The following is a 17,044-nucleotide window of genomic DNA, read 5'->3' as shown; positions in this document are numbered from 1 at the left end:
AGGTGCCGCGCGGGGGTGGGGCCGTGGCCGCCAGGCGGGCCTCCTCCGGGGTCAGGCAGCTCCGCCAGGGCTCACCGCCCTCTGCGGCCGCTCGCGCGACGGCTTCAACGGTTCCGACCGGTGCGTGCGCGGGCCGCGCACGCACCGGTCGGGTCAGCTCGCGCGGGTGCGCCGCGTGCCGCGCCGGTAGGTGCTGACGGCCGGCGAGTCGATCCAGAAGCGCCACGGCACGTCCACCGCCACCGCCACGCCCACGCGCGGACCGGTGCGGATGTCGGTCACCGGGTCGCCCGCCAGCAGGCGCACCGAGGCGTCCGGGGCGGTGAGGTCGGTGCCGTTGTGCGTCCGGTCCAGGCCGAGCACGCCGGTCAGCCGGGCGGGCCCCTTGGCCAGCTCGGCGCGGCTGCGGGCCGACGGCCGGCGCACCCGGGCCAGCTCCTCGCCGCTGACGACCTCGCCGGCGCGCAGCAGCACCGCGCCGGGCACGCCGTCGGTCAGGGAGACCACGTTGGCGCAGAAGTGCATCCCGTAGACGAAGTAGACGTAGAGCCGGCCCGCGGGGCCGAACATGACATCGTTGCGCGGCGTGCGGCCCCGGTAGCAGTGGGACGCCGGGTCGTCGCCGCCCCGGTACGCCTCCACCTCCACGATGCGCACGCCGACCACGCCCTCGGGGGTGGTGCTCTCGACGACCGAGCCGAGCAGGAGCCGCGCGGCGTCCACCGGGTCGACCGCCAGCTCCTGCTCGGTGAGCTGCCTACGCACGGCGGGCCAGGCGGGTCTTGTCGCGCAGGCGCTCGAGCTGCTCGGCCACCCGGTCGGGCGCGGTGCCGCCGTGCGCGTCGCGGGACGCGATCGAACCTTCCACGGTCAACACGCTACGCACCTCGGGGGTGAGGTGCGCCGAGACCTCCGCGAACTCGGCGTCGGTCAGCTCGGCCAGCCCGACGCCGCGCGCCTCGGCCACCCGCACGCACTCCCCCGCCGCCTCGTGCGCGACGCGGAACGGCACGCCCTGCCGCACCAGCCACTCGGCGATGTCGGTGGCCAGGGTGAACCCGGCCGGCGCGACCTCGGCCATGCGCGCGGTGTCGAAGCGCGTGGTCGCGATCATCCCGGCCAGGGCGGGCAGCAGCAGCTCCAGCTGCTCGACGGAGTCGAACAGCGGCTCCTTGTCCTCCTGGAGGTCCCGGTTGTAGGCCAGGGGCTGCGCCTTGAGCGTCGCCAGCAGGCCGGTGAGGTTGCCGATCAGCCGGCCGGACTTGCCGCGGGTCAGCTCGGCGACGTCCGGGTTCTTCTTCTGCGGCATGATCGAGCTGCCGGTGGCCCAGGCGTCGTCCAGCACGGCGAAGCGGAACTCGGCCGTGGTCCAGATGATCACCTCCTCGGCGATCCGGGACAGGTCGACGCCGATCATGGCCAGCACGAACGCCATCTCCGCCGCGAAGTCCCGCGAGGCCGTGCCGTCGATGGAGTTCTCCACCGGCGCGTCGAACCCCAGCTCCTCGGCCACCGCCGCCGGGTCGAGCCCGAGCGACGAGCCGGCCAGCGCGCCCGACCCGTACGGGGAGACGGCGGCCCGCCCGTCCCAGTCGCGCAGGCGGTCGACGTCGCGCAGCAGCGCCTGGCCGTGCGCCAGGAGGTGGTGGGCGAGCAGCACCGGCTGCGCGGACTGCAGGTGCGTGCGGCCCGGCATGACCGCGGTGGGGTGCGCCTCGGCCTGGTCCGCGAGGGCGTCCACGACGTCGAGGACGCCCTCGGAGACCCGGTGGGCCGCGTCGCGCAGCCACATGCGGAACAGGGTGGCGACCTGGTCGTTGCGGGACCGGCCGGCGCGCAGCTTGCCGCCCAGCTCGGGTCCGGCGCGCTCGATCAGGCCGCGCTCCAGCGCGGTGTGGACGTCCTCGTCGGCGAGGGTGGGGGTGAACGCCCCGGAGGCCACGTCGGCCTCCAGGGCGTCCAGCGCCGCGAGCATCCGGTCCAGCTCGTCGGGGCTCAGCAGGTCCGCGCGGTGCAGCACGCGGGCGTGCGCGCGCGAACCCCTGATGTCATAGGGGGCGAGTCGCCAGTCGAAGTGCGTGGACGCCGACAGCAGCGCCATCGCGTCCGCGGGCCCGCTGGCGAACCGCCCGCCCCACAGGGAACTCACCTGCCCAGGTCCCGCTTCGCGGCGATCTTGCTCGGCAGGCCCCACAGCTGCACGAAGCCCTTGGCCAGGGACTGGTCGAAGGTGTCGCCCTCGTCGTAGGTGGCGAGGTTGAAGTCGTAGAGCGACTCCTCGCTGCGCCGGCCGGTGACCACCGCGCGGCCGCCGTGCAGGACGAGCCGGACCTCGCCGGTCACGTGCTGCTGGGTGTTCTCGATGAAGCTGTCCAGGGCGTACTTGAGCGGCGAGAACCACAGGCCGTCGTACACCAGCTCGCCCCAGCGCTGCTCGACCTGCCGCTTGAACCGGGCGAGGTCGCGCTCCAGCGTGACGTTCTCCAGCTCCTGGTGCGCGGTGATCAGCGCGATGGCGCCCGGCGCCTCGTAGACCTCGCGGGACTTGATGCCCACGAGCCGGTCCTCGACCATGTCCAGCCGGCCGACGCCCTGCGCGCCCGCCCGGCGGTTGAGCTCCTGGATCGCCTGCAGCACGGTGACGGTCTCGCCGTCGATGGCCACCGGCACGCCCTTGTCGAAGGTGATGACCAGCTCGTCGGCGTCCCGCGGCTCGGCCGGGTTCTGCGTGTAGGAGTAGACGTCCTCGATGGGCGCGTTCCAGATGTCCTCCAGGAACCCGGTCTCCACCGCGCGGCCCCACACGTTCTGGTCCACCGAGTACGGCGACTTCTTGGTCACGTCGATCGGCAGGTGCCGGTCGTCGGCCCAGGCGATGGCCTTCTCGCGGGTCCACGCGTAGTCGCGGACCGGCGCGATGACCTTGAGGTCGGGCGCGAGGGCGCCGATGCCGACCTCGAACCGGACCTGGTCGTTGCCCTTGCCGGTGCAGCCGTGGGCGACGGTGGTCGCGCCGTGGTACTTGGCGGCCTCGGCCAGGTGCTTGACGATCACCGGCCGGGACAGCGCCGACACCAGCGGGTAGCGGTCCATGTAGAGGGCGTTGGCCTGGAGCGCCGGCAGGCAGTACTGCTCGGCGAACTCGTCGCGCGCGTCGGCGACGACGGCCTCGACGGCGCCGCAGTCCAGGGCCCGCTTGCGGATGGTGTCCAGGTCCTCACCGCCCTGGCCCAGGTCGACGGCGACGGCCACGACCTCGGCGCCGGTCTCCTCGGCGATCCAGCCGATGGCGACCGACGTGTCCAACCCACCGGAGTACGCGAGAACGACCCGCTCACTCATGGTTCTCTCCTTGCTGTGCTTGTTCCTGACCTGCGGCGAGCGCGCTGACGCGCTCCGCCAGATCCGCTCCGGTGAGCGGTTCCCTCGCCACGGCGAGGATGGTGTCGTCGCCGGCGATGGTGCCGACGATGTCGTTGAGCGCGGCCCGGTCCAGGGCGCTGGCCAGGAACTGGGCCGCGCCGGGCGGGGTGCGCAGGACCGCCAGGTTGCCCGACGAGTCGACCGAGACCAGCAGTTCGGCCAGCACGCGCCCGAGGCGGGACGTGCCGCCCTGCACGCCGCGCACCGGGCTGCCGTCCTCGGGGATCACGTAGACCGGCGCGCCGCCGTCGGCCCCGCGCAGCTTGACCGCGCCCAGCTCGTCCAGGTCGCGCGACAGCGTCGCCTGGGTGACCTCGATGCCCTCCATGGCCAGCGTCTTGGCCAGCTCCGACTGGCTGCGGATGGCGCGCCGGCTGACCAGCTCGACGATGCGGGCCTGCCGCGCGGTGCGGGTCACGGCGCCGCCCCGCGCCCGGCGCCGGAGTTCTCCAGCAGCCACACCAGCAGCGCCTTCTGCGCGTGCAGGCGGTTCTCCGCCTCGTCCCACACGGCGCTGTCCGGCCCGTCCAGGACCTCGTCGGTGATCTCCCAGCCGCGGTGGGCGGGCAGGCAGTGCAGCACGGTGGTGCGCACGCCGGTGGCGGCGACCAGCTCGGCGTTGACCTGGTAGGGCCGGAACGGGCCGACGCGGTCGCGGCCGTCGTTCTCCTGGCCCATGGACGTCCACGTGTCGGTGACCAGCACGTCCGCCCCGTCGACGGCCTCGCGCGGGTCGGTCACGACCGTCACGGACGCGCCGGTCTCCTGGGCGCGCTTGCGGGCGTCGTCCAGCACCCACTGCGCGGGCAGGAAGTGCTCGGGCGCGGCGATCCGCACGTGCATGCCCGCGGTCGTGCCGCCGAGCAGGATCGAGTTGGACATGTTGTTCGCGCCGTCGCCCAGGTAGGTGATGGTCAGCCCGGCGAGCCTGCCGTGCGCGCGGCGGATGGTCTGCAGGTCGGCGAGCACCTGGCACGGGTGGAACTCGTCGGTCAGCGCGTTGATCACCGGGATGCGGGACACCGACGCCATGGCCTCGATGCGCTTCTGCGCGAACGTCCGCCACACCACCGCGTCCACGTAGCCGGACAGGATCCGGGAGGTGTCCTCGATGGTCTCCTCGCGGCCCAGCTGCATGGAGCGGCCGTCGACGATCACGGGGTTGCCGCCCAGCTGGGCGATGCCGACCTCGAACGACAGCCTGGTGCGGGTCGAGTTCTTCTCGAAGATCACCGCCACCGACCTGGGGCCGGCCAGCGGCTTCGCGCCCAGCCGGTCGGCCTTGAAGCTGTCGGCCAGGTCGAGCACGGCGCCCTGCTCGGCCGGGCTGAGGTCGTCGTCGCGCAGGAAGTGCCGCACCATCAGGACTCCTCGGCCGGTGTCAGGAACGACGGCAGGTCGGCCACCAGGCGGTGGGCGTCGGCCTCGTCCAGCACCAGCGGCGGCGCGATCCGCAGCACGTCCGGCTGGATGGGGTTGATCAGGTAGCCGGCCCGCTGCGCGGCCGCCGCGGCCTTCGCCGAGACCGCCTCGCGCAGCGTGATGCCGAGCAGCAGGCCGGCGCCCCGCACCCCGGAGACCAGCGGGTGGTCCAGCGCCTCGATCCCCGCCGCGATCTCCTTGCCCACCGCGGCGGAGTGGTCCAGCAGGCCGTCCGCGGCGATGGTGTCCAGCACGGCCAGCGCCGCCGCGCAGCACACCGGGTTGCCGCCGAAGGTCGTGCCGTGGTGGCCGGGCGCGAACAGGTCCTTGGCCGCGCCGAACGCGATGCACGCGCCCAGCGGCAGCCCGCCGCCCAGGCCCTTGGCCAGCGTCATCACGTCGGGCACCACGCCGAACCGCTGGAAGGCGAACCACGAGCCGACGCGGCCGATCCCGGTCTGCACCTCGTCGAGGACCAGCAGCGCGCCGTGCTCGGCGGTGATCGCGCGGGCGGCCTGGAGGTAGCCCTCCGGCGGCACCACGACGCCCTGCTCGCCCTGGATCGGCTCCACCACGAACGCCGCCGTGTCGTCGTCGATCGCGGCCTCCAGCGCGGCCACGTCGCCGAACGGGACGTGCACGACGCCGGGCACCAGCGGCTCGAACGGGGCGCGCTTGGCGGGCTGGCCGGTCAGCGCGAGCGCGCCCATGGTGCGGCCGTGGAAACCGCCCTGGGCGGCGACGACCTTGGTGCGGCCGGTGCGGCGGCTGAGCTTGAAGGCGGCCTCGTTGGCCTCCGCGCCGGAGTTGCACAGCAGCACCCGGCCGTCGCCGTCCGCGCCGGCCAGGTCCAGCAGGCGCTCGGCCAGCTTGAGCGCGGGCTCGTTGATGTAGAGGTTGGAGGTGTGGGCGATCCGGCCGATCTGCTCGGTGACCGCGGCGATGACCGCCGGGTGGGCGTGGCCCAGGGCGTTGACGGCGATGCCGGTCAGCAGGTCGAGGTAGCGGTTGCCCTCGGTGTCCCAGACGTAGGCGCCCTCGCCGCGGGCCAGGGAGAGGCCGGGCGTGCCGTAGTTGTTCATCATGGCGGCTTGCCACCGCTGCTGGTCGCTCATGCCCGTTCCCCCGTCTGATCAGCGATTGCGTCGACTGCTGCCTGCGTGCCGGCTCCGCCGGCTGCTGCCCGATCACCGGCTCCGCCGGCTGCTGCCCGATCACCGGCTCCGCCAGCGGTCACCATCGTCCCGACGCCCTCCGAGGTGAACACCTCCAACAGCACCGAGTGCGCGAGCCTGCCGTCGATGACGTGCGCCTCGGGCACGCCGCCGCGCACGGCCCGCAGGCAAGCCTCCATCTTCGGGACCATCCCGCTGTCCAGGCCCGGCAGCAACTCCTCCAGCCGGTCGGCGGTCACCCGGTGCAGCAGCGAGCCCCTGTCCGGCCAGTCCGCGTACAGCCCCTCGACGTCGGTCAGCACGACGAGCTTCTCGGCCCCGAGCGCCACCGCCACCGCACCGGCGGCCGTGTCGGCGTTGACGTTGTGCACCACGCCGTCCGCGTCCGGCGCGACCGTGGACACCACCGGGATGCGCCCCGCCTTCACGATGTCCAGCACCGCGTCCGGGTTGACGTCCACGATGTCGCCCACCAGGCCGATGTCCACCGGCTCGCCGTCCACCACGGCCGGTCGGCGCGCGGCGGTCAGCAGGTGCGCGTCCTCACCGGACAGCCCGACCGCGTACGGGCCGTGCTCGTTGATCAGGCCGACCAGCTCCCGCTGCACCTGGCCGACCAGCACCATGCGGACCACGTCCATCGCCTCGGGCGTGGTGACCCGCAAGCCGCCCCGGAACTCGCTGTCGATGCCGAGCTTCTTCAGCATCGCCGCGATCTGGGGCCCGCCGCCGTGCACCACGACCGGGTGCAGGCCGGCGAGCTTGAGGAACACCACGTCCTGCGCGAACGCCCGCTTGAGCCCGTCGTCCACCATGGCGTTGCCGCCGTACTTGACGACCACGGTCGCGCCCCGGAAGCGCTGCAGCCAGGGCAGCGCCTCGATCAGGACCTCCGCCTTCGCCTGTGCGGTCCGGTCGCTCATGAGCTGTAGGCGCTGTTCTCTTCGACGTACCCGTGCGAGAGGTCCGTCGTGAGCACGGTCGCCGCGCCGTCGCCCAGGTTCAGCTCGATCACGATGGAGATGTCCCGCCCGGACAGGTCGGCCTCAGCGCGGTCGGCGGCCTTGTGGCCGTCGGCGAACAGCGTGACGCCGTTGACGGCGATGCCCAGCCGGTGCTGGTCCACCGCGGCGGGCGAGCGGCCGACGGCCATCGCGATGCGGCCCCAATTCGGGTCCGAGCCGAACAGCGCGGTCTTGACGAGGTTGTCCTCGGCGACGGTCCTCGCGACGGCGACCGCCTCCGCCTCGGACACCGCGCCGTTGACCGTGATGCTGATCTCCTTGGTCACGCCCTCGGCGTCGCCCTGCAGCTGCTTGACCAGGTCGGCGGCCACGGCGGTGAGGACGGCCGCGAAGTCCTCGGCGGCGGGCGCGACACCGGACGCGCCGGAGGCCAGCACCAGGACGGTGTCGTTGGTGGACGTGCCGCCGTCGACGTCCAGCCGGTCGTAGGTCCTGGCGGTGGTGGCGCGCAGGGCCGCGTCGAGCGCGTCGCCGTCGACGACCGCGTCGGTGGTGATGACGCTGAGCATGGTGGCCATGTTCGGGGCGAGCATCCCCGCGCCCTTGACGAACCCGCCGACCGACCAGCCGTCGGGGTGCCGGGCCCACGACTGCTTGGGCCGGGTGTCGGTGGTCATCACGGCGGTGGCGGCGGCGAGGCCGGCCTCGTCGGTGGCGCCGAGCTCCTTCGCCGCGAGGTCGATGCCCGCCTTCAGGTTGTCCATCGGCAGGCGCTCGCCGATCAGGCCGGTGGAGCAGACCGCGACCTCGACCGCGCCGACGCCGAGCACCTCGGCGACCTTCTCGGCGGTGGCGTGGGTGTCCTGGAAGCCCTCGGGGCCGGTGCAGGCGTTCGCGCCGCCCGAGTTGAGCACCACGGCGTTGAGCCGGCGCTCCTTGAGCACCTGCTGCGACCACAGGACGGGCGCGGCCTTCACCTGGTTGGTGGTGAACACGCCGGCGGCGGCCTGCCCCGGCCCGTCGTTGACGACCAGGGCCAGGTCGAGCGCGCCGGACTCCTTGATGCCGGCGGCGACTCCCGCGGCGCGGAAGCCCTTCGGCCCGGTCACGCCGCGGTCGCGGGTCGGTGCGGTTCCAGGGGTGGTCACGGGGCGACTCCAACGGTGGACAGGCCGGTGGTCTCCGGCAGGCCGAGCGCGAGGTTCATGCACTGCACCGCGGCGCCCGCGGTGCCCTTCGCCAGGTTGTCCACCGCCGCGACGACCACCAGCCGGTCGAGGTCGGGGTCGACGGTGACCTGGAGCTGCACCGCGTTCGAGCCCAGCACCGCGCCCGTGGTCGGCCAGTGGCCCTCCGGCAGCAGGTGCACGAACGGCTCGTCGGCGTACGCCTTCTCGTAGACCGCGCGGATGTCCTCGTCGGTGGCGAGGGTGGCCGAGCAGGTGGCGAGGATGCCCCGCGGCAGCGGCGCGAGGACCGGCGTGAACGACACCTTGACCGGCCGGCCCGCGATCCCGGACAGGTTCTGGGTGATCTCGGGCGTGTGCCGGTGCGCGCCGCCGACGCCGTACGCGCTCAGCGAGCCCATCACCTCGGAGCCGAGCAGGTTCGGCTTGAGCGACCTGCCGGCGCCCGAGGTGCCGGACACCGCGACCACCGTGACCTCCGGCTCGACCAGGCCCGCGGCGGGCGCGAGCGCGAGGGAGGAGACGGTCGGGTAGCAGCCGGGGACGGCGATCCGCCGGGCGGACCTGAGCAGGTCGCGCTGACCGGGCAGCTCGGGCAGGCCGTAGGGCCAGCTGCCCGCGTGCGCGCCGCCGTACCAGCGCTCCCACGCTTGGGCGTCGGTGAGCCGGTGATCCGCGCCGCAGTCGATCACCAGGGTGTCGTCGCCGAGCTGGGCGGCGATCGCGGCGGAGTGGCCGTGCGGCAGCGCGAGGAAGACGACGTCGTGACCGGCGAGGGTCTCCGCCGTGGTCTCGGCGAGGGTGCGGTCGGCCAGCGGCAGCAGGTGCGGCTGGTGCGACAGCAGCGGGGACCCCGCGTTGCCGCCCGCGGTCAGCGCGCCGATCTCCACGTCCGGGTGGCCGAGCAGGAGCCGCAGCAGCTCACCCCCGGCATAGCCACTGGCACCCGCGACCGCGATCCGCACCGTCATGCGGATAAGTATGCACTGATGTGCAAACTTACTCAAACCCACTATTCGACGGAGTGTCGCCGGCGCCGCGGCGGTCCGGCGCCGCGACGGTGATGATCTCCGGGCTCCCGGGGGTCGGCGGGCCGCCGCCCCAGTCGCCGAACTGCTCGACGACCCGCAGCCCGGCGTCGGACAGGAACGCTGCCAGATGCGTCGCGCCCAGGAACCGCAGGGTGCTCGAACTCACCTCGGACCACACCCGATCGAGGCTGGTGTAGGTCTGGGTGAACCGGACGAGGTCGCCGACGACCTCGACCACCTCGTGCTCCACCCGGACACGCGCGCCGTCGGTGGCGACCACCTCGGTGGCGTTGTCCGGCGTCCAGCGCTCCCAGGCCCGGACGGCCGGGTTGCGCGTCTCGAACGCGAACCGCCCGTCATCGGCGAGCGCCCGCCGGACGGCGCGGAGCGCCCCGCGCAGCTCGTCGTCGGTCACGAACACCTGGAACGCGTGCCCGGTCATGACGACCAGGTCGAACTCCCCGCGCCAGGGCGCGCTCCCGAGGTCGCCGAGCACCCACTCGACGTCGGACCTCCGGCGGGCCTGCGCCAGCATCCCGTCGGCCGGGTCGAGCCCGCACAACCGCCCGGTGTGACCGGCGGCGCGGGCGAGGCGCAGCAACTCGCCGGTGCCGCAGCCGACGTCCAGGACGGACCCCGCGGACATGACCAGCGGCAGGTAGAACGCGAAGTCGCCGCGGCCCGCGCTGAGGGCGTCGTACAGAGCGGCCAGGCGGGCGTCGGCGAAGAGGTGGTCGACCACACCCCGGAGCCTGGCAAACCACCCGCCCCACCGCCGGCGAGCACCGGTGGCCCACACTCGCAACCACCGAGACCCGACGGAGCGCCTCGTCGCCCACCGACCCACCGACCACCGCCCGGCCGACCACCGCACGTCAACCACCGACCCACCGACCACCTGCCTGTCGACCACCGACCAGTGCCGGCCGACCACCGCACGTCAACCACCGACCCACCGACCACCTGCCTGTCGACCACCGACCAGTGCCGGCCGACCACGGCACGTCAACCACTGCCCCACCGACCACCAGCCCGCAGCCGTGGTGCCGCAGCAACCCTGATCCGCCGCCTCGAGACCGAGCGTGGCGCTAGCTTGGCCCCATGAGGGCAGTGATCTTCGACTGGCGCGGCACGCTGGTGCTCACGCCCACGTTCCGGGGCTGGGTCACCGAGGCGTTACGGCGGTTGGAGCGCGACACGGCACTGGCCGATGACGTGATCGCGTCACTCGACGTGAACCGCTTGGACCTGCCCGGTGTCGACGCGGACACCGCGCTGCACCGGGAGACCTACTACGCGGTGTTCGCCGACGCCGGCTTGGACGCGGACCTCGCCGACGCGCTGTACGAAGTGGAGTCCGACCCGACGTTCAACCCGTTCGCCGTGGACGTGGCGGCGACCCTGTCCGCGTTGCGGGCCAACGGGTTTCGCGTCGGAGTGCTCAGCGACATCCACTTCGACGTCCGCCCCGTGTTCGACGGGCTGCCGGTGGACTCGTTCGTGCTCTCCTTCGAGCACGGCGTCGTGAAACCCGATCCGCGGATCTTCCGCATCGCACTGGACGAACTCGGCACGGCGCCCGAGGACACCCTGATGGTCGGCGACCGCGCCACGCACGACGGCGCGGCGGTGGGCGTGGGCATGCCCACGCTGTTGGTGCCCCCTCTCTCCCACGTCGGCGAGGCTCGCCTCCACCTGGTCACGAATCTGATGGGCTGTTCCGCCGGAGCCCGCTAGGCGCGGTCGGCCGTGCCCTGGGTCTCCACCCCCGGTGCGCCGGCTCCGACGCCCGCGGCGCGGCGACCCGGCCGGAGTCGCACCAGGTCTTGGTCGGACTCGCTGACCGGTCGGGAAGAGCCCGCCTACGGTGTCTCCGTGGACGAACTCCTCGCAGCGGTTCGGCAGGGGCTGGCGGAGGTGGCCGACGCGGCCAAGGCGCCGGGGATGCAGCGGTACATGAAGTCGGAGATGCCGTTCCTCGGCGTGGCCAAGCCCGAACGCGCCGAACTCGCGCGCTCAGTCTTCAGCAGGCACCCGCTCACCTCCCGGGACGAGTGGGTGCGGGCCGTCCTGGCCCTGTGGCGCGACGCCACGTACCGCGAGGAGCGCTACCTCGCCCTGGACCTGACCGGCCGCTACCCGGAGTGGCAGGACGCCACCCTGCTGCCGCTCTACGACGAGCTGATCGTCACCGGCGCCTGGTGGGACTTCGTGGACGAGCCGGCGGCCCGCCGCGTCGGTCCCCTGCTGCGCGCCCACCCGGAGGAGGTCACGCCGGTGGTCCGCGCCTGGTCGACCGACCCGGACCGCTGGCGGCGGCGGGTGTCGGTGATCTGCCGGCTCGGCTCGAAGGCCGCGACCGACCTCGACCTGCTCGGCGACGCGATCGAGGCGAACGCCGCCGACCCCGACTTCTTCCTCCGCAAGGGCATCGGGTGGGCGCTGCGCCGGCACTCCCGCGTCGACCCAGGGTGGGTGCGCGCGTTCGTCGACTCCCACCCGGAGCTCTCCGCCCTCTCCCGGCGCGAAGCGCTCAAGCACCTCTGACCCGACCCGGCCGACCCTGAGCCGCGAGGCCCGCACGAACCCCGGCACGGGCGACCTCCGGGAGCGGAGCGCGAACGAGAACAGCAGGCTCGACGGGGCCGGCCTCCACCGCACGAGCTGACCTTGACGGGACATGGGACCTTCCTTTCCAACTGGTTGGTTAAGAGCTTGCCGGCGAGGGAGGGCTTTGTCAACCAACCGGTTAGGAAGTATGCTCCCCGGCATGGTCAGGGACGCGGACGCGACCCGGCAGCGGCTGCTCGACGCAGCGCTCGCCGAGTTCGCCGAACACGGCATCGCAGGGGCCCGGGTCGACCGGATCGCCGCCCAGGCGGAGTCCAACAAGGCGCAGATCTACCACTACTTCGGCGGCAAGGCGCAGCTGTTCGACGCCGTGTACGGGTCGATCGTGCGGCGGGTCGTCGAGGCCACCCCGATCACCACCGACGACCTGCCCGGCTACGCGGCCGGTCTCGCCCGCCTGTACGACGTGCACCCGGAGGTCATGCGGCTGGCCGTCTGGCACCGGCTGGAGCCCGGCGGCCCGGGAGCCGACCCGGTCGGGGCGGAGGCGACCTCGCGCAACGTCGCGCAGATCGCGCGGGCGCAGGCCGCGGGCGCGCTGCCCGCGCACTTCCCGCCCGCCGTGCTGCTGGGCCTGGTGCAGCACATCGCGGCCACCTGGACGGAGGTCAACCCCGAGTTCCCCTGCGCGCTGCCCGACGCCGAGCAGCGCTACGCCTACGTCGCCGACGCGGTCCGGAAGCTGATCACCTAGCCGCGGGTGGCGCGGCCGGAGTAGGTCAGCGGGAAGACCGAGTCCTGGCACGCGTCCGGCACGTCCGACGAGATCTGCACGACCATCTCCACGTCGACCGAGCCGGCCGGCGGGATCGTCACCGGCTCGGCCATCGGCACCACGGTCAGCACGCCGGACGGGCAGTCCCGCACCCGGTTGCGCTCCGCGTCCTGCGGCTGGCCGGGCACCGCCTGGAGCGTGACCACCACGATGTCGACGGGGTTCGGGTTCGACAGCCGGACCAGGCGGGCGCCCTCGCTGCCGGGGGTCAGCTCCACCGGGCCGCCGGAGATGTCGTCGATCTCGAACGGCTCCAGGTCCGCGACGCCGGCCTCGCCGTTGCTCACGGCATAGGCCATGGCGGGGAGCTCGGGTTCGGGCCAGGTCAGGTGCATCGCGGCCACCACGGCGGCTCCGACGCCCAGGATGGCCATGGCGACGGCGACTTCCATCCGCGGTCCCAAGCTACGCATGAGGCAACCTCACTACGACTGCGCATCAGGCGGTGGGTTCGCCGCTAGCTCCCCGTCGGACCGGCGACCAGACTCGCCCGGCGGTTCATCGCTTCGCCCCTCGGCCCAGCGGGCCGCGAACCAATCTTGGAGAACGTTCAACCTCGGCGCAAGAACCAAGCAGGCCCGGAAAAGCAGGTCCAAAGACCCCTTGACACGTCACGCTGCGTCTCTGATCTGCGTGTTCCCCGCAGGCCGGCCGCCGAATGATTCACCCAGCCGGGCCAATCCCGGGCCCGCACCACTGCGGACCCGGGACTGTGCGTCAGCTCCTCAGCGCCGCGCCGAACCGCGCGGCGGCCTCCGCGACCGCCGCGTCGCGGGCCGCCGTGGCCTCCTCGACGGTCAGCGTCCGGTCGAGCGCGCGGAACCGCAGCGCGTACGCCAGCGACCGCTTGCCCTCGCCCACCTGGTCACCGGCGTAGACGTCGAACAGCCGCAGGTCCTCCAGCAGGTCGCCGCCACCGGCCCGCAGCGCGCGCGCCACCTGCTCGACGGGGACCTCCGCCGGGACGACCACCGCCACGTCCAGCAGCACCGGCGGGTACGCCGACACCTCCGGCGCGGGCCGGTGGTCCACCAGCGGCAGGGCGTCCAGGTCGAGCTCGAACGCCACCGTCCGCTTGGGCAGGCCCAGCGCCTCCACGACCTTCGGGTGAAGCTCGCCCGCGTGGCCCACCGGCCAGTCACCGACGCGCAGCTCGGCGCACCGGCCCGGGTGCCACGGGGCGAGCGACGACGCCACCGCGGTCAGCTCGACGCCGTACGCCGCGCCGACCAGCCGCGCCGCCTGCACCGCGTCCGCCCAGTCCGCCGGGCGGCCCTTGCCCCACCAGCCGGCCTGCTCGCGGTTGCCGCTCAGCACGGCCGCCACGTGCACGGGCTGCTGCGGCAGCGCGGCCTTGAGCAGGGCCACCTGCTCGTCGGACGGCCGCGCGCCCACGCCGACCTCGGGCACCGGCACCTGCTCGGCGCGCGGCAGCGTGACCTGGCCCATCGTGTAGAGGGACACGTCCTTCGCGCCGCGGGCCAGGTTGCGCTGCAACGTCTCCAGCAGCCCCGGCACCAGCGTGGTCGCCAGCGCGTGCTTGTCCGCCTCCAGCGGGTTGAGCACGCTGACCGTCCTGCGCCGCACGTCGCCCTCGGGCAGCCCGAGCGCGTCGAACACCGCCGGCGAGAGGAACGGGAACGGCTTGACCTCGACGAGCCCGTGCTCCGCCAGCGCGCGCGACACGGTGCGCCGGCGCCGCTGCTGCTCGGTGAGCCCGCGACCGGCGGGGACGGGCGGCAGCGTGGACGGGATCGTGTCGTAGCCCTCCAGCCGCAGCACCTCCTCCACGAGGTCGGCGGGCTGGACGAGGTCCGCGCGCCACGTCGGCGGCACGGCCGTGACCATGGTCGCGCCGTCGTCACCCGTGGTGACCTCGACCAGGCACCCGATCTGCCCGAGCCGCCGCGCCGTCACGCCCCGCGCGTACCGCACGCCGGCCACCCGGTCGGGCAGGTCGATCGGCATCGTCACCGGCGCGGGCGACGCCGGTCGTCCCACGTCCGTGCGACCGGGCTGGATGCTGCCCTCGCCGAACAGGTGCAGCAGCCGCGCCGCGCGCTCCAGCGCCACCGGGGCCAGCGCCGGGTCGACGGTGCGCTCGAACCGCTTGGCCGCCTCGGACGGCAGCTTGTGCCGCCGCACCGTGCGCGCGACGGACTTCGGGTCCCAGTTCGCGGCCTCCAGCAGGATGTCCGTGCTGGCGTCGCCGACCTCGGTGGACGCGCCGCCCATCACGCCGGCCAGCGAGATCACCCCGCTGTCGTCGGCGATCACGACGTCGTCCGGGTCCAGCGCCCGCACCGCCTCGTCCAGCGTGGTCAGCTTCTCGCCCGCGGCGGCCCGCCGGACCACCAGGCCGCCGCGGACGGCGGCGCCGTCGAACGCGTGCAGCGGCTGGCCCAGCTCCAGCATCACGTAGTTGGTGACGTCGACCGGCAGCGAGATGGACCGGATGCCCGCGAGCATCAGCCGCCGGCGCATCCACCACGGCGTCGGCGCGGTCGGGTCGACCCCGGTCACCCGGCGCACCGCGAACCGCGAGCAGGCGCCCTCGTCCTCGATGCGCACGGGCAGCACCTCGCCCTCGGCCTCCGGCACCTCGGCCAGGCCGGGGTCGCCGAACGGCACGTCGAACGCGCACGCGATCTCCCGCGCCAGGCCGCGCACGGAGAACGCGTAGCCGCGGTCCGGGGTGGGCGCGACCTCGATGACCGCGTCGTCCAGGCCGAGCACCTCCAGCGCGTCGTCGCCGGGCTGCGCGGTGCCGCTGGGCAGCACCAGGATGCCCCCGTGGTCCTCGCCCAGGCCCAGCTCGCCGGCCGAGCAGATCATGCCCTGGCTCAGGCGGCCGTAGGTCTTGCGCTCGGCGATCCGGAAGTCGCCGGGCAGCACCGCACCGGGCAGCGCCACCACGACCGTGTCACCCTCGACGAAGTTCGTCGCGCCGCAGACGATGCCGTTGACCTGGTCGGGGCCGACCTCGACCCGGCAGTGGCGGATGGGCTTCTTGAACCCGGTGAGCTCCTCGATCTCCATCACGCGACCCGCGACCAGCGGCCCGGTGACGGAGCCGAGCCGGTGGACGTCCTCCACCTCCAGGCCGATCCGGACGAACGCCTCGGACAGCTGCTCGGGAGTCGGGAGCTCGGGGAACTCCAGGTGCTCGACCAGCCAGGTAACCGGGATACGCACCGGTCATGCCTCCGTTCCGAATGGCTGGGTGAAGCGGACATCGCCTTCGACCATGTCGCGCATGTCGGGCAGTCCGTTGCGGAACTGCAGGGTGCGCTCCAGCCCCATGCCGAACGCGAAGCCGGAGTAGACCTCCGGGTCGACGCCGCAGTTGCGCAGCACGTTGGGGTTGACCATGCCGCAGCCGCCCCACTCGACCCAGCCCGCGCCGCCCTTCTTCTCCGGGAACCACACGTCCACCTCGGCGGACGGCTCGGTGAACGGGAAGAAGCTGGGCCGCAGGCGGGTCCGGGAGTCCTCGCCGAACATGGCGCGGGCGAACGCGTCGAGCGTGCCCTTGAGGTGGCCCATGGTGAGCCCCTTGTCCACGGCCAGGCCCTCGACCTGGTGGAACACCGGGGTGTGGGTGGCGTCCAGCTCGTCGGTGCGGAACGTGCGGCCGGGGCACACCACGTACACGGGCAGGTCGCGCTCCAGCAGCGCGCGCGCCTGCACGGGGCTGGTGTGCGTGCGCAGCACCAGGCCGGAGTCCTGCGGCGCCACGTGGAACGTGTCCTGCATGGTCCGCGCCGGGTGGTCCTTGCCGAAGTTCAGCCCGTCGAAGTTGAACCACTCGGTCTCCAGCTCGGGACCTTCGGCCACCTCGTAGCCCATGGCCACGAACACGTCCCCGATGCGCTCGGCGAGCGTGGTGATGGGGTGGCGCGCGCCGCGCGGGACCCGGTCCCACGGCAGCGTCACGTCGACGGACTCCTCGCGCAGCACGCGCTCGTCGCGCTCGGCCTGGAGCTCGGTGCGGCGGGACTCGAAGGCGAGCCTGACCGCGTTCTGCGCCTCGTTCACCCGCTTGCCCGCCTCGGCCTTCGCGGCCGGCGGCAGCGCGCCGATCTCGCGGCGGGCCAGCAGCACCGGCGCGCGGTCACCGAGGTGGCCCGGCTTCACGGCGGCCAGCTCGTCGAGGTCGGACGCCTTCGCGAACGCCTCCCGCGCCTGCTCCACCGCCGTTTCGAGCGCCTCCGGGGAGAGCGCCGCGACCTGCTTGGGGTCGTACGGGTCGTTGGCTCCGGACATGGTTGGTGGACAGCTCCCGTCGCGTACCGCGTGTGGATGCCGCCCGTCAGGGACGCGGAGCGGCGCGTCGATCCTAGGTGATCGACCCGCGCGGGGGTCCACCGCGGCCGTGACGGGCCGTCACCGATGATCCCCCACCCGGCCGGGTCCGGCTCGACGGGCGGTCCGG

The 17,044-nt window shown here is 73.5% G+C and carries 15 protein-coding genes and 1 pseudogene; 3 read left to right on the top strand and 13 right to left on the bottom strand.

Annotated features, from left to right (window positions below; genetic code table 11):
• Positions 1–153: 153 nt before the first annotated feature.
• The 10 genes and pseudogenes from JOE68_RS23360 to JOE68_RS23315 all read right to left on the bottom strand — a co-directional run bounded on the left by JOE68_RS23360 (position 154) and on the right by JOE68_RS23315 (position 9,945).
• On the bottom strand, positions 154–765 hold the full coding sequence (locus JOE68_RS23360) for a DNA-3-methyladenine glycosylase (RefSeq protein WP_204844418.1): 612 nt from the start codon (positions 763–765) through the stop codon (positions 154–156).
• Entirely contained in the window at positions 758–2,101 is a 1,344-nt protein-coding gene (argH, locus tag JOE68_RS23355) for an argininosuccinate lyase (RefSeq protein WP_239564638.1), read from the bottom strand. The genes JOE68_RS23360 and argH overlap by 8 nt, the downstream gene beginning before the upstream one ends.
• Positions 2,102–2,145: 44 nt before the next feature.
• Entirely contained in the window at positions 2,146–3,342 is a 1,197-nt protein-coding gene (locus tag JOE68_RS23350; protein ID WP_204844416.1) for an argininosuccinate synthase, read from the bottom strand.
• Positions 3,335–3,841 (bottom strand): arginine repressor, encoded by a 507-nt coding sequence (locus tag JOE68_RS23345; protein WP_204844415.1) that lies wholly within the window; start codon positions 3,839–3,841, stop codon positions 3,335–3,337. The genes JOE68_RS23350 and JOE68_RS23345 overlap by 8 nt, the downstream gene beginning before the upstream one ends.
• Positions 3,838–4,785, bottom strand: a complete 948-nt coding sequence (argF, locus tag JOE68_RS23340) for an ornithine carbamoyltransferase (RefSeq protein ID WP_204844414.1) — start codon at positions 4,783–4,785, stop codon at positions 3,838–3,840. The genes JOE68_RS23345 and argF overlap by 4 nt, the downstream gene beginning before the upstream one ends.
• Positions 4,785–5,960: an acetylornithine transaminase gene (locus JOE68_RS23335; RefSeq protein ID WP_204844413.1), complete on the bottom strand. Its 1,176-nt coding sequence runs from the start codon at positions 5,958–5,960 to the stop codon at positions 4,785–4,787. Before JOE68_RS23335 ends, argF begins: the two co-directional genes overlap by 1 nt.
• Positions 5,961–6,055: 95 nt before the next feature.
• Positions 6,056–6,943: pseudogene (gene argB, locus JOE68_RS23330) on the bottom strand (acetylglutamate kinase); the annotation flags it as partial.
• Complete coding sequence (gene argJ / locus JOE68_RS23325) at positions 6,940–8,133, bottom strand: bifunctional glutamate N-acetyltransferase/amino-acid acetyltransferase ArgJ (protein ID WP_307819839.1); 1,194 nt, start codon at positions 8,131–8,133, stop codon at positions 6,940–6,942. The gene argJ and the pseudogene argB, both read right to left, overlap by 4 nt.
• Positions 8,130–9,143, bottom strand: a complete 1,014-nt coding sequence (gene argC, locus JOE68_RS23320; protein ID WP_204844412.1) for an N-acetyl-gamma-glutamyl-phosphate reductase — start codon at positions 9,141–9,143, stop codon at positions 8,130–8,132. Before argC ends, argJ begins: the two co-directional genes overlap by 4 nt.
• A 28-nt stretch (positions 9,144–9,171) precedes the next feature.
• Positions 9,172–9,945, bottom strand: coding sequence for a class I SAM-dependent methyltransferase (locus JOE68_RS23315; RefSeq protein WP_204844411.1), 774 nt, complete (start codon positions 9,943–9,945; stop codon positions 9,172–9,174).
• Positions 9,946–10,304: 359 nt separating this feature from the next.
• Between JOE68_RS23315 and JOE68_RS23310 the strand changes: the two genes are divergently transcribed.
• The 3 genes from JOE68_RS23310 (at position 10,305) to JOE68_RS23300 (ending at position 12,528) form a co-directional block, all read left to right on the top strand.
• Positions 10,305–10,940 (top strand): HAD family hydrolase, encoded by a 636-nt coding sequence (locus JOE68_RS23310; RefSeq protein WP_204844410.1) that lies wholly within the window; start codon positions 10,305–10,307, stop codon positions 10,938–10,940.
• A gap of 138 nt (positions 10,941–11,078) precedes the next feature.
• Positions 11,079–11,750 carry a DNA alkylation repair protein gene (locus JOE68_RS23305; RefSeq protein WP_204844409.1) on the top strand — a complete coding sequence of 224 codons (672 nt, stop codon included), beginning with the start codon at positions 11,079–11,081 and terminating at the stop codon, positions 11,748–11,750.
• A 223-nt stretch (positions 11,751–11,973) separates the two neighbouring features.
• Entirely contained in the window at positions 11,974–12,528 is a 555-nt protein-coding gene (locus JOE68_RS23300) for a TetR/AcrR family transcriptional regulator (RefSeq protein ID WP_204844408.1), read from the top strand.
• Here the strand turns inward: JOE68_RS23300 and JOE68_RS23295 are convergent.
• The 3 genes from JOE68_RS23295 to pheS all read right to left on the bottom strand — a co-directional run bounded on the left by JOE68_RS23295 (position 12,525) and on the right by pheS (position 16,875).
• Positions 12,525–13,022, bottom strand: a complete 498-nt coding sequence (locus JOE68_RS23295) for a hypothetical protein (protein ID WP_204844407.1) — start codon at positions 13,020–13,022, stop codon at positions 12,525–12,527. The genes JOE68_RS23300 and JOE68_RS23295 overlap by 4 nt on opposite strands.
• 304 nt (positions 13,023–13,326) lie before the next feature.
• Entirely contained in the window at positions 13,327–15,804 is a 2,478-nt protein-coding gene (gene pheT / locus JOE68_RS23290; RefSeq protein ID WP_204844406.1) for a phenylalanine--tRNA ligase subunit beta, read from the bottom strand.
• Positions 15,805–15,807: 3 nt separating this feature from the next.
• The gene (gene pheS, locus JOE68_RS23285; protein ID WP_204844405.1) at positions 15,808–16,875 is read right to left on the bottom strand and encodes a phenylalanine--tRNA ligase subunit alpha; all 1,068 of its coding nucleotides are present in this window, start codon (positions 16,873–16,875) and stop codon (positions 15,808–15,810) included.
• Positions 16,876–17,044 lie beyond the last annotated feature (169 nt).

This window comes from Saccharothrix algeriensis, from assembly GCF_016907655.1.
In the GTDB taxonomy this organism is placed as follows: domain Bacteria; phylum Actinomycetota; class Actinomycetes; order Mycobacteriales; family Pseudonocardiaceae; genus Actinosynnema; species Actinosynnema algeriense.
This window is presented reverse-complemented; position numbering and strand designations above follow the sequence as displayed.